Annotated in this window: 34 protein-coding genes; 12 read left to right on the forward strand and 22 right to left on the reverse strand. The window is 58.8% G+C overall.

The genetic code is table 11. The features are described 5' to 3' along the window. Positions 1 to 508: 508 nt before the first annotated feature. The 4 genes from A9513_RS14730 to A9513_RS14745 form a co-directional block, all read right to left on the reverse strand. A complete protein-coding gene (locus A9513_RS14730; protein ID WP_065327456.1) occupies positions 509 to 769 on the reverse strand; it encodes a hypothetical protein in 261 nt (86 codons plus the stop codon). Between the two features lie 167 nt (positions 770 to 936). Continuing rightward, positions 937 to 1,629, reverse strand: a complete 693-nt coding sequence (locus A9513_RS14735; RefSeq protein WP_065327457.1) for a hypothetical protein — start codon at positions 1,627 to 1,629, stop codon at positions 937 to 939. Positions 1,630 to 1,704: 75 nt separating this feature from the next. Beyond that, positions 1,705 to 2,103 carry a GNAT family N-acetyltransferase gene (locus tag A9513_RS14740; RefSeq protein WP_065327458.1) on the reverse strand — a complete coding sequence of 133 codons (399 nt, stop codon included), beginning with the start codon at positions 2,101 to 2,103 and terminating at the stop codon, positions 1,705 to 1,707. Between the two features lie 58 nt (positions 2,104 to 2,161). Further along, entirely contained in the window at positions 2,162 to 2,671 is a 510-nt protein-coding gene (locus tag A9513_RS14745) for a hypothetical protein (RefSeq protein ID WP_232925157.1), read from the reverse strand. 113 nt (positions 2,672 to 2,784) lie between these two features. Here A9513_RS14745 and A9513_RS14750 point away from each other — a divergent pair, with 113 nt between their 5' ends. Next, complete coding sequence (locus tag A9513_RS14750; protein WP_065327459.1) at positions 2,785 to 3,972, forward strand: hypothetical protein; 1,188 nt, start codon at positions 2,785 to 2,787, stop codon at positions 3,970 to 3,972. Between the two features lie 547 nt (positions 3,973 to 4,519). Beyond that, positions 4,520 to 5,167: a hypothetical protein gene (locus A9513_RS14755; protein ID WP_065327460.1), complete on the forward strand. Its 648-nt coding sequence runs from the start codon at positions 4,520 to 4,522 to the stop codon at positions 5,165 to 5,167. Positions 5,168 to 5,231: 64 nt separating this feature from the next. On the opposite strand, the gene A9513_RS14760 is transcribed toward A9513_RS14755, so the two are convergent. The 7 genes from A9513_RS14760 to A9513_RS14780 all read right to left on the reverse strand — a co-directional run bounded on the left by A9513_RS14760 (position 5,232) and on the right by A9513_RS14780 (position 8,092). Then, positions 5,232 to 5,429: a hypothetical protein gene (locus tag A9513_RS14760; RefSeq protein ID WP_065327461.1), complete on the reverse strand. Its 198-nt coding sequence runs from the start codon at positions 5,427 to 5,429 to the stop codon at positions 5,232 to 5,234. A gap of 24 nt (positions 5,430 to 5,453) precedes the next feature. Beyond that, the gene (locus A9513_RS36060; protein ID WP_176707243.1) at positions 5,454 to 5,612 is read right to left on the reverse strand and encodes a hypothetical protein; all 159 of its coding nucleotides are present in this window, start codon (positions 5,610 to 5,612) and stop codon (positions 5,454 to 5,456) included. Between the two features lie 154 nt (positions 5,613 to 5,766). Next, a complete protein-coding gene (locus A9513_RS35555; RefSeq protein ID WP_086250771.1) occupies positions 5,767 to 6,045 on the reverse strand; it encodes a hypothetical protein in 279 nt (92 codons plus the stop codon). A gap of 40 nt (positions 6,046 to 6,085) precedes the next feature. Then, positions 6,086 to 6,649: a hypothetical protein gene (locus tag A9513_RS14765; protein ID WP_141678421.1), complete on the reverse strand. Its 564-nt coding sequence runs from the start codon at positions 6,647 to 6,649 to the stop codon at positions 6,086 to 6,088. A gap of 102 nt (positions 6,650 to 6,751) precedes the next feature. Further along, a complete protein-coding gene (locus tag A9513_RS14770) occupies positions 6,752 to 6,967 on the reverse strand; it encodes a hypothetical protein (protein WP_065327463.1) in 216 nt (71 codons plus the stop codon). A gap of 65 nt (positions 6,968 to 7,032) precedes the next feature. Further along, positions 7,033 to 7,599 (reverse strand): hypothetical protein, encoded by a 567-nt coding sequence (locus tag A9513_RS14775; protein ID WP_065327464.1) that lies wholly within the window; start codon positions 7,597 to 7,599, stop codon positions 7,033 to 7,035. Between the two features lie 124 nt (positions 7,600 to 7,723). Beyond that, positions 7,724 to 8,092 carry a hypothetical protein gene (locus tag A9513_RS14780; RefSeq protein ID WP_141678422.1) on the reverse strand — a complete coding sequence of 123 codons (369 nt, stop codon included), beginning with the start codon at positions 8,090 to 8,092 and terminating at the stop codon, positions 7,724 to 7,726. Positions 8,093 to 8,239: 147 nt separating this feature from the next. Here A9513_RS14780 and A9513_RS14785 point away from each other — a divergent pair, with 147 nt between their 5' ends. The 9 genes from A9513_RS14785 to A9513_RS14820 all read left to right on the forward strand — a co-directional run bounded on the left by A9513_RS14785 (position 8,240) and on the right by A9513_RS14820 (position 12,704). Next, complete coding sequence (locus tag A9513_RS14785) at positions 8,240 to 8,614, forward strand: hypothetical protein (protein WP_065327466.1); 375 nt, start codon at positions 8,240 to 8,242, stop codon at positions 8,612 to 8,614. A 75-nt stretch (positions 8,615 to 8,689) separates the two neighbouring features. Then, positions 8,690 to 8,941, forward strand: a complete 252-nt coding sequence (locus A9513_RS14790; RefSeq protein WP_065278579.1) for a type II toxin-antitoxin system Phd/YefM family antitoxin — start codon at positions 8,690 to 8,692, stop codon at positions 8,939 to 8,941. Continuing rightward, the gene (locus A9513_RS14795; protein ID WP_065327467.1) at positions 8,941 to 9,363 is read left to right on the forward strand and encodes a type II toxin-antitoxin system VapC family toxin; all 423 of its coding nucleotides are present in this window, start codon (positions 8,941 to 8,943) and stop codon (positions 9,361 to 9,363) included. The genes A9513_RS14790 and A9513_RS14795 overlap by 1 nt, the downstream gene beginning before the upstream one ends. A gap of 35 nt (positions 9,364 to 9,398) precedes the next feature. Then, positions 9,399 to 9,608 (forward strand): hypothetical protein, encoded by a 210-nt coding sequence (locus A9513_RS14800; RefSeq protein ID WP_065278581.1) that lies wholly within the window; start codon positions 9,399 to 9,401, stop codon positions 9,606 to 9,608. 234 nt (positions 9,609 to 9,842) lie between these two features. Further along, positions 9,843 to 10,229 (forward strand): hypothetical protein, encoded by a 387-nt coding sequence (locus A9513_RS14805; protein ID WP_065327469.1) that lies wholly within the window; start codon positions 9,843 to 9,845, stop codon positions 10,227 to 10,229. Positions 10,230 to 10,319: 90 nt separating this feature from the next. After that, a complete protein-coding gene (locus A9513_RS36065; RefSeq protein ID WP_176707244.1) occupies positions 10,320 to 10,484 on the forward strand; it encodes a hypothetical protein in 165 nt (54 codons plus the stop codon). A 574-nt stretch (positions 10,485 to 11,058) separates the two neighbouring features. Next, the gene (locus A9513_RS14810; protein WP_065327470.1) at positions 11,059 to 11,379 is read left to right on the forward strand and encodes a hypothetical protein; all 321 of its coding nucleotides are present in this window, start codon (positions 11,059 to 11,061) and stop codon (positions 11,377 to 11,379) included. Positions 11,380 to 11,381: 2 nt separating this feature from the next. Then, a complete protein-coding gene (locus tag A9513_RS14815; protein ID WP_065327471.1) occupies positions 11,382 to 11,927 on the forward strand; it encodes a hypothetical protein in 546 nt (181 codons plus the stop codon). Positions 11,928 to 12,092: 165 nt separating this feature from the next. Continuing rightward, a complete protein-coding gene (locus A9513_RS14820; protein WP_065327472.1) occupies positions 12,093 to 12,704 on the forward strand; it encodes a hypothetical protein in 612 nt (203 codons plus the stop codon). A gap of 494 nt (positions 12,705 to 13,198) precedes the next feature. Here A9513_RS14820 and A9513_RS14830 read toward each other — a convergent pair whose 3' ends face one another. The 11 genes from A9513_RS14830 to A9513_RS14875 form a co-directional block, all read right to left on the reverse strand. Further along, on the reverse strand, positions 13,199 to 13,531 hold the full coding sequence (locus A9513_RS14830; RefSeq protein ID WP_065327474.1) for a hypothetical protein: 333 nt from the start codon (positions 13,529 to 13,531) through the stop codon (positions 13,199 to 13,201). A 16-nt stretch (positions 13,532 to 13,547) separates the two neighbouring features. Beyond that, positions 13,548 to 13,724 (reverse strand): hypothetical protein, encoded by a 177-nt coding sequence (locus tag A9513_RS36070; RefSeq protein WP_176707245.1) that lies wholly within the window; start codon positions 13,722 to 13,724, stop codon positions 13,548 to 13,550. 38 nt (positions 13,725 to 13,762) lie between these two features. Beyond that, a complete protein-coding gene (locus tag A9513_RS36530) occupies positions 13,763 to 14,404 on the reverse strand; it encodes a hypothetical protein (protein ID WP_255302862.1) in 642 nt (213 codons plus the stop codon). A gap of 24 nt (positions 14,405 to 14,428) precedes the next feature. Next, entirely contained in the window at positions 14,429 to 14,836 is a 408-nt protein-coding gene (locus A9513_RS14840; protein ID WP_065327475.1) for a hypothetical protein, read from the reverse strand. Positions 14,837 to 14,923: 87 nt separating this feature from the next. Then, entirely contained in the window at positions 14,924 to 15,127 is a 204-nt protein-coding gene (locus tag A9513_RS14845; RefSeq protein WP_065327476.1) for a hypothetical protein, read from the reverse strand. Beyond that, positions 15,124 to 15,534, reverse strand: a complete 411-nt coding sequence (locus tag A9513_RS34990) for a hypothetical protein (RefSeq protein WP_141678423.1) — start codon at positions 15,532 to 15,534, stop codon at positions 15,124 to 15,126. The genes A9513_RS14845 and A9513_RS34990 overlap by 4 nt, the downstream gene beginning before the upstream one ends. Before the next feature lie 52 nt (positions 15,535 to 15,586). Then, a complete protein-coding gene (locus A9513_RS14855; protein WP_065327478.1) occupies positions 15,587 to 16,111 on the reverse strand; it encodes a DUF262 domain-containing protein in 525 nt (174 codons plus the stop codon). 115 nt (positions 16,112 to 16,226) lie between these two features. Next, positions 16,227 to 17,462 carry an RtcB family protein gene (locus tag A9513_RS14860; RefSeq protein ID WP_065327479.1) on the reverse strand — a complete coding sequence of 412 codons (1,236 nt, stop codon included), beginning with the start codon at positions 17,460 to 17,462 and terminating at the stop codon, positions 16,227 to 16,229. Positions 17,463 to 17,762: 300 nt separating this feature from the next. Next, on the reverse strand, positions 17,763 to 18,479 hold the full coding sequence (locus tag A9513_RS36325; RefSeq protein ID WP_198731563.1) for a hypothetical protein: 717 nt from the start codon (positions 18,477 to 18,479) through the stop codon (positions 17,763 to 17,765). 93 nt (positions 18,480 to 18,572) lie between these two features. Continuing rightward, positions 18,573 to 19,481 carry a hypothetical protein gene (locus A9513_RS14870; protein ID WP_065327481.1) on the reverse strand — a complete coding sequence of 303 codons (909 nt, stop codon included), beginning with the start codon at positions 19,479 to 19,481 and terminating at the stop codon, positions 18,573 to 18,575. Positions 19,482 to 19,588: 107 nt separating this feature from the next. Beyond that, entirely contained in the window at positions 19,589 to 19,831 is a 243-nt protein-coding gene (locus tag A9513_RS14875) for a hypothetical protein (protein ID WP_065327482.1), read from the reverse strand. 125 nt (positions 19,832 to 19,956) lie between these two features. Between A9513_RS14875 and A9513_RS36075 the strand changes: the two genes are divergently transcribed. After that, positions 19,957 to 20,118, forward strand: a complete 162-nt coding sequence (locus A9513_RS36075; protein ID WP_176707246.1) for a hypothetical protein — start codon at positions 19,957 to 19,959, stop codon at positions 20,116 to 20,118. Positions 20,119 to 20,175: the final 57 nt, after the last annotated feature.

Here is a 20,175-nt window from a genome sequence, read left to right on the forward strand (position 1 = left end):
GAGGTAGGAGTCGGAAACTCCGAGGGCCGGTCTGGGCGCTTAGTTACCACAGGCGACACATCAACGGAACCAAGCTCGCTGACGCAGTCTGTCAGTAGGCAGGAACCGCCGTATACGGAACCGTATGTACGGTGGTGTGGGAGGACGGCGGGGGCGACCCCGCCTCCTACCCGATTCTGGGTGATTGTCATCACGGAGTGACAGGTCGACCGGAAGCGCTGGCGGGCGATCATCGCCTATCTGCACCATCCTCTCAACCGCTCAAGCCTGAAGCAAACCATCGGAAGCCAATTTGAATCTTCGAAGACTCGCCAACGATGTGATTAAGCTGAGCTATCGCGCCGAACGTATCAGCATGCTGCTGCATTGGCCGCTTTACTGGCTTGCTCGGGCACTTGATTCAGCGGCGAATGTGCTCGACAAGAGGGCATCAAAGAGAAGAAAGCGGATCGCCAGCAGGGCCAAGCATCGCTGATTTGCGGGTCGAAGTTTCTCAATTGGGTGATTCCTAGGATTTCGTCCCAACGAAAATGACTTTCAGCGAACGAAGCAGTCCTGGCAGTAATCTTTCGCGAGGGGAATCAGCGGCTTCACTGGCTGCGGAGCCGACGGTGTGGTTGTGGTCAATTGCAACAAGGCCAATCCCCACCAAAGCGCCCGCCATGAATGCCATTGCCCTGGTGCTTGGTGTGATGGCAACGAAGCTCGCGGCCAAGGCAAAAGCAACTGCAGTTCCAAAGAAAATCAGCGCACTGGTCAGTATCTTCATTCGTGTGTTCTCCAGAATTCCGGTGTGTTGCAGATATCCAGGGCCTAGCGCGGGTTGCCTGTCTGCCGGTGTCAGTAGCGACAAAGTACATTCCCAAGACGAGCCCAGGCCGGTAATTCGGAACCCCGTCGTGGACCAATAGCGGCAGCAGAGCCGGCCTGAAAGCTCTACTTGCAGTCGTAGCAGCGGTTGGCAGACTGCTCGTAGGGCCAGTAATGGTCGATGATAGCTGCAGGCTTATCGCACTCCGCGCAGCAGAGGATGTCCGCATTGGAGGCTTTCGCATCTGCCAATAGCATCAGGCTGCGGGATTCATAGTCGTGCGTTGCCCAGCACTCATCGGCTAGCAGCACCCGAAAACCTCCAGATACTCTTGGGGCCAGGCTGTATACGCCCTCAGCGAGCTGCTCAATGGCATTCCGAAGCTTGGCCAATGCCAGACCGTCGCAGGGCTGCGCAAAGGGGCCGATGAATGCCGCCAGGCGCGGGCCGCTGTCTTGAGTCCAGTGGGTAAAGTAATCGTCCAGGCGGAACACCGTACCGGCCGACAGCTCAACCTCAAGCGTCTCCCCAGGGGTTGGAGTTCGCTCATCAGTAGCGAATAGGCGCGTTCTACCTGGATTGAGGCAGACACCATAGATCCACCCAGAGTTGTCGCGGTGACGGGTTATGTCCTGGGCCCAGCCGTACAGCTCGACGACATCAGACTGGTTAGATGTGCCAATTACCCGCTTGCGCGGGTCCTCTTCTTCGCTGGCAACTGCAATGGCTGCAAGCCCTTCTAGGGCAAACCGGTGCTCCAGGACAGCTGCTCTGATCGGGATGGCACCGACAATGGAAAGGCCTGACTGCACGATCACCTAAATCCCTTGTTGCGGATGGCTACACCGTACCATTCGCCACAGATAAGCAACTCGCCCTGTCAGTCCGCTTTGTCAGTCTTCGTCCCACTCTGGGCGATCAAAATCGAACTCAGAGGGGCAGACGATCCCCTTTTCGCGCATGCGCTTGATAAACCCAATGCCATCGCGGATGAGTTGGCTGCCGTCCGGTGCTTCCCCCCTGCCAGCCACGCCAGCGGTGAGCTTCATCCCGAACTCTTCGATGTGGAGCTCCAGGCAGCGCTGACCAATGCCTTTCCCTTTGCACTGCTCAAGCGACAGGTCTGTGATGTGGTACCGGTCGGGGCTGTTGTCCCAGGACTCACCGCTATGGAAATCCAGGCTGATGGAGCCCACCTTCTTACCATCGCGTTCGATGGTGATTTCTTGCCCGTCGTCGTCGATCGTGATGCTGTAGCAAAGGCCGTCTTCGGCTGTGAACAGTTCGGTCATTGGAGGGCTTTACCTCAGAAGAAATATTGGTCGAAGGGGATGCCCAGGGGCAGGGGGCTTATCCGTGCTGTGGGCGTGACCAGCGGAGCGTGCCGCGCGATTTGAACTGGCTGATGGCCAAAGAGCCCCTCACGTTTCTCGCTACCGAGCCTTCGGCCATGATCATCTCCTCGCACAGGCTGCGGGGAGCCTCGTAGATCGCGAAAGCGTTGAATTCGTGGTCGAGCAGCACCAGCATCACCCCGTCGAACTCCTGCTTGAGGTTGATCGAACCAAGCCGGCCGGCGCTGCGGGTATTTTGCTTGGTGATGCACCGGCCCTTGATCTGGATCTTGTAGGGTTTTCCGTCGCGCACCTCGGTGGCGTCATAGCCGGCTGTCCGTGCCGGGTGCAAGGTGAGGCCCAGGATGCGGGCAGCCTCGTACTCAGCGATTTCACCTGTGACACCGAGCGGTTTGGTCGTCAGCTCGTAGTACTGCCGCGCCAGCAGCTTGGCCTGGTGGAGCAACGCCATGACCGGGTCAAGCTCTTCATTGGGGATATCGCTCTGTGCTGCGGTGTCATGCATCGTCGGTCTCCTGGTGCCGGCTGAGTGTGGCGGAGCTACGATAACCCGTCTTCGCCCCTGGATAGGCTAATCTCGGGGGCTTTCTCTCCAGGCTGCTGGCAACAGGTGATGCAATGCTCGACAAGGATGCCCTGAGACGATTCGCTCCAAAGGAGATTTTCAAGCACTACCGGGCTTTTGACGAAGCCCTAGAGACCATCTCGCGCGAGCATCCTGGGTACAAAGCCCTAATCAGCAACCCCCTTGCTGTCTTTCGGGGAGGGCTCTACTTCCCGGTGATCCACCTGGTGGCGCTGCAGCGCAACGGTCAGTGGAGCTACTTCCCCGGTCAGCCGCAGCAGGTTAGGCCAGGCCATAGGCTGGTGAGTGAGTCCGGCCCGGTGGAAGAGTTGGCAATGCAGCCCTTGCTGCAGCTGGAGGTGGTGACGGATCCGAAGCTCACAGCTGCGCATGACGTCAAGGTTGCGAGGCAGATGCTCCGGGAGCCGGCCAGCGGGGGCAACGGCATCATGCAGGCGCTCACGCAAGAGGCGAACACCGCGGCTACACCGGCGCAGCTGTTCTCCATCCCGCTCGCGATGATCCTCGCGCCAACGGCTAAGCGTTTCCTGCGCCATCGGTTCACTCTGTACCAGCACATCTTCGGCGCCGGCCACGAATACCCTATAGATGGCCTGTTCTACGTCGGGATCACCAGCAGGGACTGGCAGAAGCGCTGGGGAGAGCACCGGGCTGCCATCAACCGCGGATCGCCGCTCAAGTTCCACCGGGCCTACCGGGAGCGCCAGGAGGCTCAACAGCTCACCTATGTGCATCACAAGGTGATGGGCGTCGCCAGCACGCTGGATGAGCTGCAGGACCTCGAGGAGGTGTTTGTAGCTGGCCACTGGGATGATCAGCGCCTGCTGAACATGATCCCTGGCGGCAAGGCGGGCATCGAATACCTCCACAAGCACCGCATCCTAGGGAAGAACGTGGTTCCCTGGCCAGAAGAGGTGGAGCGCACGCTGGAGGCCTGGCTGCGAGAGCATCCCAGGAAGGGCCTGCCAGCGCCTTGGGTGGCTGAGCAGTGGAATGACCCGGAATACGCCATGAAGGTCATCTGCGGGCCGGAAGGGCGCCTTTCCGTTGAACAAGTCATGCTGATCCGTAGCCTGGGGCAGGGAGGTGTTCCTGCAGATGAAATCATGGCCAGGGTAGGGGCGAAGAACGCTGACCAGGTCCGGAGGGTCCTGGCCGGTAAGACCTACACCAGAGTGCCAGAAGGTCCTTCTGGAGAAGTACTGACCGAAAGCCAGTGATGGGCTTGAGTCGCAGCCTGGCACAGCCCTAGCTGGCGCAGGCGCTTTTCTGCGGGAAAACAGAAAGCCCGGCACTAGGCCGGGCTTGGGGATTCTGTGCCAGTTACGCTGGCAGCGGGTATCGCCTGGCCCCTCTCCCTTACCAGGGAGACTTCCTGTTCCCAGGAAGGACCGCCAGAGGCGGTGGAGGTGGTTAGCCTGTGCCCCCATTGCTGGAAGTAGTTCTAACCGCGGAGCCATCAGTACCTGCAGCTGTTTTATGGACCGGTTTAGCTCAAGGTCCGGGGCACACTCTGCTCACCCCGCGTCGGCACCTTTCGGTGCGTCCAGGCCTTCGGCTCTCGCCTTGGCCCAGCTGTTATGGCCGCTGCCGCCTTCTGAACGTCTAGGATCTGGTCGGGAGCCTGGTGGGCTTGCTGCCCTTGTTGCCCCCTTTGAAAGCTATTCTCCACGGATCCGATAAAGCGCAAGTGCCATGCTTATCGTTGGACTAGTATCGGCTTGTCTCTATGCGCACCGCATAGCCAGGGAAAGCGAGGATCCCCAAATGTTTGGTTTGCCAGAAGCAACTGTGTTGAAAGAGGAAATATTGGAGCGCGTCGAGGACATCGTGGATGAAAACCCAGTCGAGGCAGCTTTGGGGATGTGTCTCGCATCGTTGGCAATCTTGCACGACCTCTATCCGGCCAAGCTCTCGGCAACCGCCGTAAAGCAGATAAAAGAGAACTATCCAGACGCGACGGATGAGTTAATTGCTGATCGGGCAATGTCGGAAGAGGGGGCGCTGATAGCGATTCGTTCGAATGTCATCGCGTCTCAAATAGCCATGGACTATTCGCCCCTCTCTCATACGAAAGCGCATTTTGACAGCGATATGAAGCTCAGCCCCGAGTCCATGCGCAAGGCTCAACATTCAGTCAGCCTGATATTCGAAGAGCTTGAAGGGATTGGCTTGTCGCCATTCGGTGCTGTGGCCATGGTTACCACCATGGCAGTGCAGTATGGAGGCGCCAGAGGCCTTCATGGACTGCAGATGGTGCGTCCTCTTCTCGAGAACATCGGGCAAGCGTTGGAGAACCTTTCGCCCGAGTTCAAGAAGATGATGGATGACAGGGCTTTAGAGGCGGTCGCTCAACAACTCGGAATTTCCAAACAGGCCGCGAAGAACATGGTCAAGGGTGTCCGCAGGCCATAGTCGATTGGAAACGAGACCGCCAGCGACTGCTGGCGGTATAGACTTCTCAGGAACTTGCTTGGGATTACCCTACGGTTGCCGCTAAAACGTCGGTCATTTTACGGTCGACACTCATTCGATCCGATTCGTAGAGCTCGCGCTCTTCTCGCCAGCGCTCAAGCTTTCCAGGATCCGCGGCGACATGCTCGGGAGCTACGGTCCGGTACTCCCTTGCAGCTTGTCTGATAAAACACACTTCAGATTCGCTCAACTCGATCAGCATGTTGGTGCGTCCCTGTTGATGTCTTTACGGATTTACTGCGTTCACTTCGGTGCGGCCGCTATCCCAAACAGTCAGGAACGAGCCATCCGCGAAGTCATACACCTTGCAGCGGCTGAACTCGTTCACTTTGAGGGCGAAGCCAAGAAGGGACTGATCGGATTGCGCGCGGGTAGCACTGTTCATGGGGTGGGGCCTCATCAGTAGGTTGAGTAACTGCTGAGATCCATTATCCAGGCGTGGCAGGATCTGCAAGTATCCAAGCGCTTCGGAAGTGGGCCCGCGTAGAGCAGGCCTTTGAGAGGCAGAGCTTCGGAGTGCTGGTGCTGCAGCCAATGATCTATCGGGTAGCACCAATGACGCCCTGGGCCACCAGATCCCGTTCTGCTCGAGCAGCAGCATCCCGAGTGGGATACGTGAAATCGCCCTCCTCGTGCAGGTTCTTCCGGCGGCTATCGCAGACGATTCGCCACTTGCCGTCTTCGTAGTTGCGGCTGACGCAGCCACTAGAGCCGCCTGGATAGATGGTGTTCCGCACGTACCAGCCGCCATGACGCCAACGGGTGTAAATCGGCGTCCAGTTGTCGGTAGCTTTCTGGGTAGGAGTCGTGGTGGCCATGTTTCTTCCGTAACAGTTCGCTTGGGCGTCTGATCAGCGATCAGTGCAGGTCGTAGTCCCGCTCGAGTGAGTTGATATCCAGGGGGAGCTGGCGCAGGGTCTGGAGCATCACGTGGGAATCTTCCAGATTGCGCAGGACGTCCTGTAGCTGCTCGAGGGTCGCGCTGGTTTGGATCTCGACGTCGACGTCTGGTAGGCCATCGGCGTCGGGGCGCACAGTGCCGTTGCCTTGGACGGTTAAGCCATGAGCCTCTGCGGCTGCCAAGAACTGCACGACATCATTCTCCCCCTCAGCCCTGAAGGAGAACGTGTTCAGCCGGGCGCTGGCCGGGCACGGCGTTAGAGAGCTGACGGGAATCTGCGGTACTTCAGTGGCATTGGTGCCGCCCTGGATACTTCTCACAAGCACAGAGGCGAGCCCCTGGCTGCTCGGCTTCTCCAGCTTTTCGACGCTCACCTGTGCCCCCTGGAGAGAAATGCGGAAATGGTTGCCCTGGTCGTCTGTAGCTTCGACGGCAATCCCTGCGCTCAGCGCTGCTTGAAGGCGCATGTTCCCGCTGACTACTTGAAGGCCGGCAGCGTCGAGTTGGGCGTTGATATCCATAGCGATGGAGTCCTCACAGTATTGGGGAGAGGAGGGTTGCCGGGGCATTCCCTCCATATGCCTGCATTCTCTCACAGGCCACAAAAGCACAACCTTGAGACGTTAGTTTTCTGCGGTTTTGTGCCGACGGGCGATGGCTGCAGCGACAATCTGGTCGTTCAGCACGTCGCGACAGAGCTTGCCCAGCTTTTCGTTGTACTCATGGCAGCCATGCTGCTCATGCCCATTAGCGTCGGTGAAGACCGTGTGGTTGCCGCACTTCTCCCCACAGATGTCGCAGAAAGTTTCTTCGATCTCGACCATGCGAGTCTTTTTCATAACGCGATTCCCTTGAGCTATGCGGCTCCCCCGTTGAGAGCCGGCCGGCGCAATGCCTGATGTCTTTATTGGTCGTTCGAGTCTTGCCGGCTCGCTTCGATCATCCGGTAGGCGTCGCTATCGAGGCCGCCGCAGCGCTCGATCAGCGCATATTCCTTGCAGTCAGCACGGAAGGTGTCAGGGTCGAGGTCCGGATCATCCTTCAGTGGATCGTAACCCACGCGATCGACGTACCAGGCCGAGAGCTCGGCGAGGGTCTTGTTGTCCAAATCCTGGTCAGTGGGGATGGAGTTGACCAACGAGCCCACCACCTCCAGCCATTGCAGGCCGGTGAGCATCGCAACCTCTTCCCGATCGGCAGCGCGATAGATGCCGATCAGGCTTTCTGCCCATTCCGCTTCAGCAGGTGTGGAGCAGCCGTCATCCGCGGTGATCCAGATGAGGAACTCGCCCACCGCGAGCTCCAGGGCTTCGCACCCGCCGCCGGTGCCGATGATGGTGAAGCCGAGGGTGACAGGGTCAACAGTGTTGCCCTCGTCGTTCAGCATGGGATGACGGAACAGCCCCAGCTCGTGAGGAAACTTGAAGCCGGAGTCTTTCAGAGCCTGGGTGGCTTCAACGGTAGTTTGCATGGGGATGTCCTCAGTTGCCGTCAGTGGCGATCTGAGTGCCATTTTCCCGAAGGCCGTAGAAGCGCAAGCTCAAAATCCGTAGAAGCGCGCGGAATTACCTCAAGATCAGGTGAGAGGCGTTGCCTCATGCGTGCTCTTGAGCAGTTCCAGTCTGGGACAAACGAGGGATCGGAACCAGCAAGGCAGCCTCCATGCGTTCGATAAGCCTGGCGCTGATGCTCAAGGCGCCCTTATCCGCGCCGATGTCCACAATAAGCGATCTGAGCTCGACCACCTGGGAGCGGAGGGATTCAGTCTGGGTGGCGACGATGCGCTTGTGCTGTTTGACGGTCATAACTGCTTCAGCTGGCTGAGACGGCTTGTGGCGAACCGCGTCCATCATGAGTTTGCCGTCCGGCTTGATGAACATGTACGCCACTACTTCCGCCTGTTCTTCGGTCACGCCAGATGCTGAATTTGCAGCTGTGGCTGCACCCGCTTTCTCGCTATGCATGTCTCGTTACCCATACTGTTTCTCAGTGGAGCCAGGTTAGCGGAGCCGTCGAAAGCGCAAGGTGGGAGTAGGGCCGCCATAGTTGCAGTTCAGAGCTGGCGTGCGAACATCCTCAACATCAAGAACCCACAACCCAGGTGCTGAACCATGTCGACCGATAACGAAGTCCTCCCGACCGAAAATCCGCAATGGGGTTTCTGGGGGACCATTTCGGACTCAGAGAACCCAGAGGTTAAAGCGCCAGATGCCTGGGTGTTGGCTATGGGCCTCATCACTGAGGCAACCAAACAGCCAGGTGAGGTCGTGCGTGCTTTCCTCGACAGCAAAGACGGACGTTACTTTGCAGACGAGGTGGGTAACTTCCTTCACGAAGGACAAAGTCTTCCGGACGCCATTGCGGCAGCGACCAAGCGCTGGATGGTCCCGGCCAACAAAAGTGCCTCCTTCTCGCACATCCCGGATGGGGTCACCTACTTGATGGCGTGTGTCCTAGAGCATGCTAAGGACGAAGCCGGCGCCTGATGCCTATGGTGGCCCTGCTTGAAGCCGAGGTCGAATGTAGTAACATGGCTACATTGAGTGCGTGAGGGCAGGAGCATGACTACTACCGTATCCAGTCGCGAGTTCAACCAAGACACCAGCGGAGCCAAAAAGGCTGCGCTGAGCGGCCCGGTGTTCATTACTGATCGCGGCAAGCCCGCGCATGTGCTGCTCAGCATTGAGGAGTACCAGCGGTTGACCAGTACCCAGCCCAGTATCATCGACATTCTGGCGATGCCTGAGGGTGGTGAGGTTGAGTTTGAGCCTCCTCGCGTGGTGATTCAGTCCAAGCCGGTGGATCTCAGCTGATGTATTTGCTGGATACCAACATTGTCTCTGAGCTCCGGAAGGCTAAGCAGGGCAGGGCAGACGCTGGGGTCATTGCATGGGCCCAGGGTGTGCAGGCGGGAGAGCTCTACATCTCAGCCATATCCGTGCTGGAGATCGAGCAAGGCGTGCTGCAGTGCGAGCGAAAAGATGTGGCTCAGGGTGCGATTCTTCGCTCGTGGCTGGACCAGCATGTCCTCCCTGGCTTCGCTGGCCGCATCCTGGCAGTCGACACCTCTGTAGCTCGCCGGTGCGCACAGCTTCATGTCCCTGATCCACGAAGTGAGCGTGATGCACTCATCGCCGCTACTGCGCTAGTTCACGGCATGTCAGTCGTGACGCGGAATGTGCGGGACTTCGAGTTCACTGGTGTGCCGATTATCAACCCGTGGAATCAGCCTTGAAACGGGCTCATAACTGAGAAATGGCAGTTCAAACGATGGCAGAACATACCGACATCGAGCGCCTGGATTGGGTGCTGCTGAAAGAACCTGAGTTTGGAGAGGGCTATCTTCGAATCTGGATGGGCCCGATGGCGGCAGAGGCCGCTGGGCTTAAAGCCGTAGGTGGCTATTACATCGCCGAGGGGAGCACCAAGCGCGAATGCATCGACAACGCGATGGCCGGCAACCTGGAGTTGGTCGAGTAGGTGGGAAAGACATTGAGGGAGTCCTTAAGCCCGAGGCTTCCCGTGAATGAGATGCGAATGCTTTCCGGCCCTTACGGGTACCGGCTCCCTCAATGATCACCAGGCGTGAGCCCGGCGATGTGGCAAGTTTGCCAACATCGGGCGTCCTGGGAAGCTGAGTTGGACCCTCTAAGAGGGTCAGTTACCAAAGGGCGGAACCTCCCCTGTTGAAGGCTCGCAAAGTGGACGTGGCGTATGGACGATCGACTGACGAAAACCCGCTTCATCAATGCTCTGGTGAAAGAGCATGAAGACATCCAGGCCAACCGGAAACGGCTGGGTAAGGAGACCTTCGCCGGGTACCTGAAGATTGAGGTTGATGTCCACCCCAGGAGGGCAACATGCCTGCTGATCATCCGGGGCAACATCGTCGGCACTTACTGGATGATTCATGACACCGGGCTGCCGACGACACCAGACGGCATGCGCAAGGCGCACCACCTGGCTGTCGACATCGTGTTCAAGGCAGTGCAGCGCATTTCCGCAAAGACCGGCGAGCCAGCGAGCATTGAGATCCTCCCAATGAGCTACTACGAGCCTTGGTATGCGGCCAAGGCGGAGCCTGAGAAAGTCGAACATTGACCATAGTGCTGCCCGACGGCCGCTGTTAGATCCGGCGCCGCTATGTTGGAGCCCACACGTGAACCGGCGCCGCCGGCGAGGAATGAACGAATGGAAAAGCCCGTAACCATCGAACAGATGATCCTGGAAGGTTCCTGCACTGCCGCATGGGCGCAGCGTTCGGGATATCGGTGGGAGGCTCTTGTTGTCGGCGGTGATGCTCTGGCGAAGCGCCAGGCATGGCTGGCCAGTAAGTCCAAAGCGTCGCTTGCCTGAAAAATAAGGCGGTCACCGGTGAGCAAGCCCACACCTGCCCAGCTGACGGTAATGCGCTTCCTGGCGAGAAATTACCCGTTGGCCTGGTTGCCGTACGACCTGGAACAGTTCAGTCCGGAACATCCGGAAATCATCACTGGGCGCCAACACATCCCAGCAATCCGGGCGCTATATCGAAAAGGCTGGGCCATGCCGTACCCAAAGCTTGGCAAGTGGGTATGCGTGATGACAGAAGAAGGCTTGAAGGCGTTTCGAGAGGCTACAGGCGTAGCTCAGGGCACTGTCGCAGCACCAGAGGGTAGATAAGCATTGAGGGAGTCCCAGTCTAGGAGCTTCACCTATGGAGACGAAGATTTGCGACTTCCGGCCCTTACGGGTTCCGGCTCCCTCAATGGTTGCCAGGTGTTAGCCTGGCGACGAGGTAATGATGCTGCAGTGCAGCTGGTCAGGAATGGTCTATTGAGCCCCTGATGAGGGGCCAGTTCCAACAGGGTGGCTAGCGGATGGTTGCGCTGGTTTGCTCTTCAGAAGGTCAGTGGGAAACTTGGCCTAGATGAAACCGAAGGACAACGCCATGAAGAAGCACAAATGGATTATCTACCCCTGCTGCGACGGCGAAAGCACTGTCGATAACCCCGCGTTTTCGAATGGCTTCACCTCCAGTGAGTGGCACGACATGCACGTCGACGAGCAGCAGGCCTACATGACTGGTGCCTACGACGTGCCTTGTACAGAGTGCGATGGCCTGGGTCGTGTGAAGGTCCCGAATGTGGCAGCCATGTCCTTTGGCGAGAAGCGCCAGCTGGTCCTGGAGCGCCGTGAGGCGCGCATCAATGCGCAGCTGGATGCCGAAATGGCCGCTGAAGTCGCTGCAGAACGTGCTTTCGGCTGCTGACCATGACCACGACACCAGAGTTTGCTGACCAGGTGCTGGCGAAGCTGTTCGGTTTCCCCCAGTGCTGCGTCGATTTTTACCTTTCAGCCTCATCCGAGGAGCGCCGCCAGGCCCGCGGCATCGGCGGGCTCCGGTTGTGTCCCTCGTGCTCATCGAAAGACCTCGAGCAAATCGTTGATGACGTGGCGAGCCGCCGAATCTGCCCTCAGCCATTCCCGATTGCTCCGAAGGAAGAGGACTTCCGCGCGATCATTGAGGATCAGCGCTTCACCGAGGCTGAGCGTGCCTGGTTGCTGGCCAACAAGAAGCGGGTGGTTCCTGGTGTGGATCCATTCGATGCGACGCTGCTGGCGCTGCATGAAGCGTTGGTAGAGCTCGAGGAGCGTACAGCTGCAAACATCGCCGAGGAGCCTGGCCGCAAGAACCTGTTCCTGGCTCAACAGGAGCTGGCCAAGAAAGATCTGCTGGGGGTGGTACTGAACCGCCTTCACGGGGCAATGAAGCAGCGCGTGCTCGAGCAGATCAAGGGCGGGCACATCAAGATCTAGACTGGCGGCCCCGCCACGCATTGGACGAAGATCCTTCGTTCTCTCAGCCGGCTCCGGCATCTTGCACCGGAGCGGAAAGAATCCCTATCCAGGGAGCAGTTGGGGCATTAGCCCTGCCTGCCACGGCCGCATACTCGGCCTAGTTCTTCTCCCCTGGATAGTTCTATGACGACCCAAGCCATCCCACGCCCTGCCATCCTTTCGCAGCGAAAATTTGCACACTACGAGATGCTGGAGTCCTGGATACAGGAAGCTCCTGCAGAAGACATCCTGCGGTACCTTGCTGCCCTGCATGGGGGAAAGCTGGAGGCAGGTGACCTCGATACGATCCCCTGCGGCCGCTGGTATCGGTCTCGCGGGGACAAGTGGGGAGCGGCTCACCACTGTGAGAAATGCAATGACTTCGTCCTTGCCTGGATGACGATCGGGCTGGGGCCGCGGCCTGAGCTCAAGACGCTCCGCCCAGCTCTCGGAAGCCGAGCCCTGCCAATGACGAATGAGCAGGTCATGCACCAGCACCAGGTGGATCTGGAGTCCTGGATGGAGAAGGCGCCGGTTGAGGACATCCTGGACCACCTGGTAAACCTCCACGGCATGCTGGATCTGGATGACCTGAAGTCGGTTGAATGCGGCCGGTGGCGATCAGCGGAGGAGGGGGCAGCCTCACCAGGTGCGCACAGCTGCGATTGCTGCAGTGACGTCGTGTCCGCGATGGTTGTCGTTGCCCTCACCAAACGTCCGGAGCTGCAAGCGCTACGTCCGGAGCTCGATGAGTAATGTCCGGAGCTGTATGGACACTAACAGCTAAAAAGCCCGCTTAACTGCGGGCTTTTTGTTGTATGGGGAGGTGAGGCTGCTGGTCGAAGGTACTTCGGTTGTCAGCAGATGGCAGCGCTTAGGCTGGATGCCGGGGTAGGGCCCAGGCCCGCTCGATGGCCGACTGGGCCTCTGCTCTGGACTTGAAGTGCTTGACGGGTGTTTCCTTGAGCCTGAAGCGGGCGGCACCCATTTCGGGTGTAACGATCCAGACCCAGCCCTCAAGCGTGGCTCGCCAATGCTTATGGGCGGGGTAATAGCGGACCTTCCCGACGCACTTTGCCCCGACCATTGCGGAATAGGCCCGCCTGGGGATTCCTTGCCAGCTAATGGCGCCGGTGCTGGTATTCGCCACCGTAGCTGTCGGCAGCCAATGGCCTTCCGCGAGAGGGGGCTCGTCGCTGGGCTGGGTCATAGTATTGGCCATGGAAGAGGGTGATTCCGATCCCAGGCGATTACTTGTCCGAGCCATCGGTAAAGAGGTGCGAAAAATTGCCTTTCTCCTGCATAGCCTGGAGGGCTCGGAACAACGGGGTGAGTGCTTCGTACTGCTCCAGGCTGATGCCCAGCTCAGCTGCTTCCTTGGCCTTCAGCGCTTCAATCAGATCGCGCAAGGACGCGCCTTCCGGCAGGTCTTCAACAACAGCATGCAGAGCCTGCCGCTGTTCGCTGTCGAGCGACACTTCACCAAGCTGCTCAAGAAAATCCACCAGGTACTCTGGGGCAGTCCGGCCTGCTTGAACTGGGTCCATTGCGATCGGCTCTCCCTGAAGGGTGATACGTTCCATCTACGTTTTCCTTGAACTAAAACGGGTTGAACAGGATGAGGAGCATCGCTGCGATGCCAGCCCACCACCATGCTGTAACTTTCTTGGTCGGCTTGCCGCGGCGCTTCAGCCATACCGAGCCATTGTCGAAGGTTATGATCACCGGGTACTTCTCAGTGTCGTCCACATCCTGGGGCGGGAGGGCCTTGAGCATCGCAATTCTTACCTATCGTGAGTCAATGTAGCTGTATCTTAATCGGCAACCTCAGGCGGCAGAGTCACGCCAATGCGCTTTGTCAGCTCGGCTATAAGGCGCTCGCCATGATCAGAAAAGCCAACAGCCCCATGCTTCTCAAGTAGCTCTCTCAGGAGTTCAGAGGCCTTATCTCCACCCAAGACGCAAATCAGTCTCAGAGCAATCGAACCGGCCACCTCACCACGCTTGTACAGTTCAAATACTTCTGGCGGCAGGCAGGCCAGAGCAAGCAGATGACAGATCTTCCGGAGAGCCATTCCTGTTTTCACGGCGATCGACTCGACACTTAAGCCCATGTCGTGCATACGCTTGACCACCTGTGCCATTTCGCCAGTAGAAAGCGGGACGGTCATGACCCCATTCTGGGAATTGGACTCAGGCTCAGACAGTGCGTGCCCGGTCTGCTCTTCGTACAGTTTGACACAGCTGGGGCAGAGCCATCCCTTAGGGCCCTGGGCGAGCTTTGTCCAGCGCCAGCCGTGCCTATGGGCCATCTCCTGCAGCAGTTTGTACTGCCGGGAAACATCGGCTTGGGAGTCGTCAGCTGTAACGCCAACACCCTTTTCGTTGATGGTGTAGCAGTCATCGGTGCTTGGATCTTCCGAGTTGATGCACAACAGCTCAAGGCGAATGCCCATGGTAAGCTCCTTCGCGAATGTGGTTCACCAGACGGCCGGTGGCTCATTGGCATCTAGGACATAGCTGCCGTCAGCCCGGCGAAGCGTGGTCAGATCCTTGTTCCGCTCGACAGTCCAGGTCTCCTTAACCGGGCGGCCAGCGCTGCTGATCAGCACCTCAACCGATTTGGTCTCAGGAGCAACCACCACACAGGATTTATCACCCTCGTCCGGATCTGGGCCAAAGAACGCCTTCATGAAGGGATCAGCCTTGGGGCACTCGTCTGTACCGAAGATGGGGGATGGTTTGCCGTCGACCAGCATCTTGTACCCAGGGTGGAAAACCAGGGTCATGGGGCCGCTTTCCTGGATCACCTTGGTGGCTGCCTCGTTCACGGCGTCGCAACCCGCCAAGAAAGCCAGGACTGCAAGGCTGAAAAGGAAATTCTTCATGTGCATCCTCGATGTTTGACCTGCAGGTAGTGAACACTCAGCAGGTATGGGTTGATCAGATTGTTGCAATAGATGCTCTGCGCCGTTTCACCCAGCCTGCTGGAGCCAAAGCCAACCCAGTAGATCTTCACAATCAACGGTAACAACGAAGTTCTCACCCCCGTTACGCACCGATACCTTCCACTCAAGGCCGTCACGTTCGAACGCAACCTCCTCGCCAGCATCTGCCGGCGGCAGAAAATCCGGGTGTGCTGCAAGGTATGCGGTCAGCAGCGATTTGAACCCGCTCATGCGTTCATCCCCTTGTTTAGGGCAGGGTTATTTGCCCAGCAATTGATGCCAGCGCTGTTCATGGACTCAAAGGTTCTGAAAAACGAGCACTCGTGCACCACGAAGCCTTCGCTGTCGACAACGTCAACATGCGCCGTCTCAACGTTGACCTGGCAGGAAAACCCATCCCCAGGGGCAGCGGTTAGGCGAGCATCACCATTCCAATCGACGAAGTAGCCATGATCGGCCGGCAGTACTACGGCTTGTGCACCGCAGGCCTCTTCCATGCGTTCCAGAGAGCAGGTAGGGCGTGTGACGCGATTGCCGTGCACCGGGTGATCTTCACGCCACCAGCCTGGGCGTACATGGACAAACAGCCGTTCACCGATCTGCAGCTTGGTATCAATGGGGTGATGTTGAAGGCTCATGGTGTTCTCTCGACTTGTCTCATCGGGGCGGAGGATAACGGCTCGCTATAGGTTATTTGTTCAGCAGCTGCAGATCTGCCTCGGTATGGGCGGTGCCGCCGAAGTTCAGGCGACGGTAAAGGGCCTTGAGCAGCTCTTCATCCGCCAGGTACTCCAATTCGATGCACGGGAAAACCACGTTATCGAAACGGCGGCGTTTCTCCCCAATGCTGAGGTCGCTGTAGCGAATGCCGTCGAAGACGGTGAGCTCACCCTTCACGAAGCGAGCGATCGACGTAATGCGCTGCTGACCGTCGAGCAGCCAGCCGGACATGTAGCGATCGTTACCGCCTTCGTAGTCACGGCCGTTGATGACGTAGTAGCCGGTACCGAAGCCCAGGAAGATGCCTTCGACGAAAGCGCGCTGCTGTTCCTCGGTCCAGACAAACTCGCGCTGCCAGGTCGGCAGCACCAGGTTCAGCAGCTGGCGCTCTTCCGGAACGTTGGTGTTCGCGGCGGTGCCTTCCCACAGCATGCTGATGGAGTAGGCACGCTGAATGCCGTCCAGGATCGGTTTCGGGAGGAGGGTGGCGGACATGGGATCTTCCTGCGGTAGAAGTTGCTCACGTAGGAGCATGTTCTCCCAGGTCGCCAGGTATGCAAGTCGCCAGCAGCATGAAAAGGGAAAGGCCCCGAGCGGGGCCTCAACCTGTTCAACCTTTGACGCAAAGTACCTGCTTCAAGGTATGGACGACTTCAACCAGATCAGACTGTGCAGCCATCACGGCATCAATGTCCTTGTAGGCTCCAGGCGTTTCGTCGATCACGTCCTCGTCCTTGCGGCACTCTACCCCAGCCGTGGCCTGGACGTGGTCCTCCAGGGTGAAGCGGCGTTTCGCTTCTGCTCGGCTCATTGCACGGCCAGCGCCATGGCTGCAGGAACAGAAGGACTGCGAATTACCTTTGCCGCGCACAATGAAAGAGCGAGCACCCATGCTTCCGGGGATGATACCGAGGTCGCCCTCGCCAGCTCGTACGGCGCCCTTGCGGGTAACCATCACGTTCTCGCCGAAGTGCTTTTCCCAGCTGACGTAGTTGTGGTGACAATTTACTGCAGCCTGGTCGCAGGTGAAGGGCTTTGGAACCGCCAGTTTCAGCGCCTCCATTGCAGCACCCATCATCAGGTCGCGGTTCACGCGAGCGAAGCGCTGAGCCCACTCGACTGCCTCGCAGTAATCCTTGAAGTGGTCGCTGCCCTGAGGCAGGTAAGCCAGGTCTTCATCGGGGAGGTTGACGAACCAGCGGCGCATCTCTTCCTTGGCTAGTTCGATGAAGTAGGTGCCGATGGCGTTGCCGATCCCACGCGAGCCAGAGTGCAGCATGACCCAGACGCGCTGTTCCTCATCCAGGCAGACTTCGACGAAGTGGTTGCCGGTGCCGAGAGTTCCGGCATGAGTAATCGCCCGACGGGCAGGCTTCTCCAGCTTGGGATGTTTCTTGACCAGGCCCTCGAGCTCCAGCATCAGGCTGGCCAGCTCACCGTGCCCGCTGGCGCCAGGCGCCATTTCGCCCCAGGCACCGCGGTCGCCTGGCATTCCGTTGTTGGTACGGCCGTGAGGGATGCGTCGTTCGATCTCGCTGCGCAGAGCCGCAAGGTTGTCCGGCAGATCCGATGCGACCAGGGAGGTGCGCTGTGCCGCCATGCCGCAGCCGATATCGACCCCCACCGCAGCGGGAATAATGGCGCCCTTGGTAGCGATAACGCTGCCAACAGTCGCGCCCATACCCCAGTGCACATCGGGCATAGCTGCGATATGCGAGTGGATGAAGGGAAGGCCAGCGAGATTGCGGAGCTGCTTTTTGGCGGCTTCTTCTACCTGGACGCCTACGGTCCAGGCTTTGATCGGCTTGCCCGAGCTTTCGATCAGCTCGAAGGTTCGTGCGGTCATTCAATAAATCTCCAATGGAGTAACGGCATGCACCACAAGCTAGCGAGGTGCATGGGTGAAACTGCTAGGGTTCTAGCGTCTCATGAGTCGAACATACTGCAACCCGCCATCCGTGCACCGCACGGCAATCCGCGCACATCCACACAAGGGGGCCTTTGTGCTCAAGGTTACCTGGCTGTGTGGAGCTGACCAGGCGCACTTGGCGAACGTCGACACCGCTGCACCAGCGAGCCGTCCCTGCGCGATCGCAGGGGCGGGCGGCCGGCGCCGGTGGTGCAGAGTCCGTGTGGCTTGTTGTCATCAGGTGGCTTCGGTGAAGAGGTTGGCCACCGTTTGTCCTTCCTCTTTCCAGGCGTCAGCCAAGTTGGGGTCCAGCGTCCAATCCATCACGTCCCCAGCATGCAGCTGGACGAACATGAAAGGCTTGCGCTGCTCGGTCTTCTGCTGAGGCGCCACGATCAGCTTCTTGCCGGCGGGGAGGCGAACACCGTTCCACGTGCCATAGATCGGCATGCTACCGGCACGCTGTACGATCGGCTCGGGACTCACCTTGCTGAGGCACAGCGCAACGAACTTGGCTGGATACCAGGCGCCACGCTCATCCTCGGTAGCGGGCTCGCTGTGCAGAAGGAACACCTCTACGTCGTCGCCGCGGTTCAGCGGGATCGGCTTCGACAGCTTGCGGCGCTGCTCGGAGTCTTCAAATACGACGCCTTCGACACGGTCAGAGGAAGCTTTTTCGCCATCACTGGAGATGGCACTTTGGCCGTCAACCAGGCGCAGGTCGATCCACTCGATAACGTCCAGACGCCAGGCGCCTTCATCGTGATCGTAGCGCTCACACTGGAAAGTGCCTTCATGATCCCGCTCCGCCAGGGTGTAGCTGTCCAGCGGGCCGCCATAGGTCGGAACCATCCCCTTTTGAGGGTGTTCAATCCACATGAAGAATGGCCGGCCGCTGATCGGGCATTTGTCGGGACACCATTGGCTCGTCAGCGGGTTGGTCGAATCAGTCATTTGCGTCTCACCTCTCGGCATCCAAATACCAGTCTCACAGCCCCACGGGCCGCACGTCGATTGCATGATGCTCGAGGTCGACAGAGATGCAACTTAGATGGCCAGGTAGTGGGTGTCGTTGAGTTGAGCTGGAGAGATGCGCTGTAGGCGCCAGCTCCGGTGGTAGAGCAGTCCATCACGGATAAACCAGTCATCACCGAGTCGGCTTGCCATGTTCTCCTGGGTCTTAACTGCCATTTCTTCATCTGTAGGCAGATCAGGAAGCCCGGCCTTTATCCTGGACAGTAGTTCCTCAACCGCGCGTTTGTGCTCGCGTTGGCGCACCAGCTGCTCATAAGCGCCGCGGTCAATGAACAGGCCCTTGCCCATCAGGGGAGGGGCCTCTGCTGGTGCTGCAGCCGTCAGAGCATCTACCAGGCCAGTCTTCCAGCGATTCGAGAAGTACTCGGCTTCCTGCCGCAGGTCTTCCTCTGTCACCAGTGAGCGCTTCTCCTGGGAGTGATGGCAGCAAAGGGATGCTGTTGCCTGTTCTGCAGGAAGATCCTCCCGCCAGAGCTTCCAGGTGAAGCCCATCTGCTGCCAGCCGCCGTACGTCACGATGAAGGTATGCTCGCCCTGACGCTCCAGCACGTCCCAGAAGCATTGGTGGATCAGCATCCGCTCGCGGTCGCCCTCTTTCTCAGACCACTCTTCAGCGTCAGCAGGCTCCATAATCCCAATCGGGTCGGAGCTTTCAACAGCCTCATACCACGGGTAACTGTGCGACACCGGTGGAGGGATGAGGAGTGGTTTTCCCCCGTTGAGAAGCCTGTTGTACAGACTCGACTTCTCAAGCAGATGGTTCCGGTAGAGGACATTGAAGCCGGCTTGTGCCTGGGGTACATCCTCGGCCTGCTCCGTGAAGCGGGCCATCTCATGGTCCATGACGTCGTCATAGCGACGTAGGGCATCCAGCTGCTCGCTGGTGCCCTGGCCATTGCGTAGTTGGTCAAGCAGGGACAATTGTCGGTCCTCTCACTACGAGTATCGAACGGTGGGGAGTGGTCACCGGGCGCTCACCTGAGTTCGCGTTCACCCGTTGAAAGGCATTTCTCTGATGGAATCTCGATTTAGGCCGCGAGGCATGCACATGCGCGGACAAAGTGGTGCGTGTCGTTGAGCAGAGCGTGGCGAGCCGATTCATCACAGATGCCCCAGTGCTCATTAGCGACCTTGCAGCGCCCCAGCCGATCGAGTGGCGCCAGGTCCGCAGCCTCGATTTTCCCCTTGGCGGCCAGCGCCGCTACGGCTTCGTCACGCTCTGCATAGATCACTTCCAGTTCCTGCGGGCTTGGGTATGCGGGCTTGCTCATGGTTGAACTCCTACTTCGGTTTCGCTTTGGAACTAGCGTCTCACGAGGTGCTGGATGCGCAAGCCTATAGTCGCCGCAAAATTCGCGCGCCATCAGGGCATTCAGTAATCGCGAGCCAAGCGGGCATGGCTACTGGAAAGAAGTGCTTCGGAGCGTTAGCGCTGTGCTCCGGATTGCAGGGCGGCTTGGCAGGCACCGTGGACACCCCAGCGCCGACGCTGGGCCATTTCAAGCGCCAGCCGGACGATTTCCGCGTCACCATCGTCGTCGACCCGGATAGCCACTGACATCCCGCGGGCAACAACCCGAACTACCGGGCCAGGGGCCGGTGGGCCCATGAGTTT

This window comes from Pseudomonas sp. AU12215 (assembly GCF_001675465.2).
Classification (GTDB): Bacteria; Pseudomonadota; Gammaproteobacteria; order Pseudomonadales; family Pseudomonadaceae; genus Pseudomonas; species Pseudomonas nitroreducens.

Bases quoted from the DNA above. Each gene is read 5' to 3' on its own strand.
- A9513_RS36325 (WP_198731563.1), bottom strand. From the start codon at position 18,479: ATGACTGATTCGACCAACCCGCTGACGAGCCAATGGTGTCCCGACAAA.
- A9513_RS34990 (WP_141678423.1), bottom strand. From the start codon at position 15,534: ATGAGCCTTCAACATCACCCCATTGATACCAAGCTGCAGATCGGTGAA.
- A9513_RS36075 (WP_176707246.1), top strand. From the start codon at position 19,957: ATGGCTACTGGAAAGAAGTGCTTCGGAGCGTTAGCGCTGTGCTCCGGA.
- A9513_RS14875 (WP_065327482.1), bottom strand. From the start codon at position 19,831: ATGAGCAAGCCCGCATACCCAAGCCCGCAGGAACTGGAAGTGATCTAT.
- A9513_RS14760 (WP_065327461.1), bottom strand. From the start codon at position 5,429: ATGCTGATCGAGTTGAGCGAATCTGAAGTGTGTTTTATCAGACAAGCT.
- A9513_RS14800 (WP_065278581.1), top strand. From the start codon at position 9,399: ATGGCAGAACATACCGACATCGAGCGCCTGGATTGGGTGCTGCTGAAA.
- A9513_RS14785 (WP_065327466.1), top strand. From the start codon at position 8,240: ATGTCGACCGATAACGAAGTCCTCCCGACCGAAAATCCGCAATGGGGT.
- A9513_RS14770 (WP_065327463.1), bottom strand. From the start codon at position 6,967: ATGAAAAAGACTCGCATGGTCGAGATCGAAGAAACTTTCTGCGACATC.
- A9513_RS14855 (WP_065327478.1), bottom strand. From the start codon at position 16,111: ATGTCCGCCACCCTCCTCCCGAAACCGATCCTGGACGGCATTCAGCGT.
- A9513_RS36070 (WP_176707245.1), bottom strand. From the start codon at position 13,724: ATGCTCAAGGCCCTCCCGCCCCAGGATGTGGACGACACTGAGAAGTAC.
- A9513_RS14745 (WP_232925157.1), bottom strand. From the start codon at position 2,671: ATGCATGACACCGCAGCACAGAGCGATATCCCCAATGAAGAGCTTGAC.
- A9513_RS14790 (WP_065278579.1), top strand. From the start codon at position 8,690: ATGACTACTACCGTATCCAGTCGCGAGTTCAACCAAGACACCAGCGGA.
- A9513_RS14845 (WP_065327476.1), bottom strand. From the start codon at position 15,127: ATGAGCGGGTTCAAATCGCTGCTGACCGCATACCTTGCAGCACACCCG.
- A9513_RS14815 (WP_065327471.1), top strand. From the start codon at position 11,382: ATGACCACGACACCAGAGTTTGCTGACCAGGTGCTGGCGAAGCTGTTC.
- A9513_RS14730 (WP_065327456.1), bottom strand. From the start codon at position 769: ATGAAGATACTGACCAGTGCGCTGATTTTCTTTGGAACTGCAGTTGCT.
- A9513_RS14860 (WP_065327479.1), bottom strand. From the start codon at position 17,462: ATGACCGCACGAACCTTCGAGCTGATCGAAAGCTCGGGCAAGCCGATC.
- A9513_RS14795 (WP_065327467.1), top strand. From the start codon at position 8,941: ATGTATTTGCTGGATACCAACATTGTCTCTGAGCTCCGGAAGGCTAAG.
- A9513_RS36530 (WP_255302862.1), bottom strand. From the start codon at position 14,404: ATGGGCATTCGCCTTGAGCTGTTGTGCATCAACTCGGAAGATCCAAGC.
- A9513_RS14820 (WP_065327472.1), top strand. From the start codon at position 12,093: ATGACGACCCAAGCCATCCCACGCCCTGCCATCCTTTCGCAGCGAAAA.
- A9513_RS14780 (WP_141678422.1), bottom strand. From the start codon at position 8,092: ATGCATAGCGAGAAAGCGGGTGCAGCCACAGCTGCAAATTCAGCATCT.
- A9513_RS14740 (WP_065327458.1), bottom strand. From the start codon at position 2,103: ATGACCGAACTGTTCACAGCCGAAGACGGCCTTTGCTACAGCATCACG.
- A9513_RS14840 (WP_065327475.1), bottom strand. From the start codon at position 14,836: ATGAAGAATTTCCTTTTCAGCCTTGCAGTCCTGGCTTTCTTGGCGGGT.
- A9513_RS35555 (WP_086250771.1), bottom strand. From the start codon at position 6,045: ATGGCCACCACGACTCCTACCCAGAAAGCTACCGACAACTGGACGCCG.
- A9513_RS14830 (WP_065327474.1), bottom strand. From the start codon at position 13,531: ATGGAACGTATCACCCTTCAGGGAGAGCCGATCGCAATGGACCCAGTT.
- A9513_RS14775 (WP_065327464.1), bottom strand. From the start codon at position 7,599: ATGCAAACTACCGTTGAAGCCACCCAGGCTCTGAAAGACTCCGGCTTC.
- A9513_RS36060 (WP_176707243.1), bottom strand. From the start codon at position 5,612: ATGAACAGTGCTACCCGCGCGCAATCCGATCAGTCCCTTCTTGGCTTC.
- A9513_RS14765 (WP_141678421.1), bottom strand. From the start codon at position 6,649: ATGGATATCAACGCCCAACTCGACGCTGCCGGCCTTCAAGTAGTCAGC.
- A9513_RS14750 (WP_065327459.1), top strand. From the start codon at position 2,785: ATGCTCGACAAGGATGCCCTGAGACGATTCGCTCCAAAGGAGATTTTC.
- A9513_RS14805 (WP_065327469.1), top strand. From the start codon at position 9,843: ATGGACGATCGACTGACGAAAACCCGCTTCATCAATGCTCTGGTGAAA.
- A9513_RS36065 (WP_176707244.1), top strand. From the start codon at position 10,320: ATGGAAAAGCCCGTAACCATCGAACAGATGATCCTGGAAGGTTCCTGC.
- A9513_RS14755 (WP_065327460.1), top strand. From the start codon at position 4,520: ATGTTTGGTTTGCCAGAAGCAACTGTGTTGAAAGAGGAAATATTGGAG.
- A9513_RS14810 (WP_065327470.1), top strand. From the start codon at position 11,059: ATGAAGAAGCACAAATGGATTATCTACCCCTGCTGCGACGGCGAAAGC.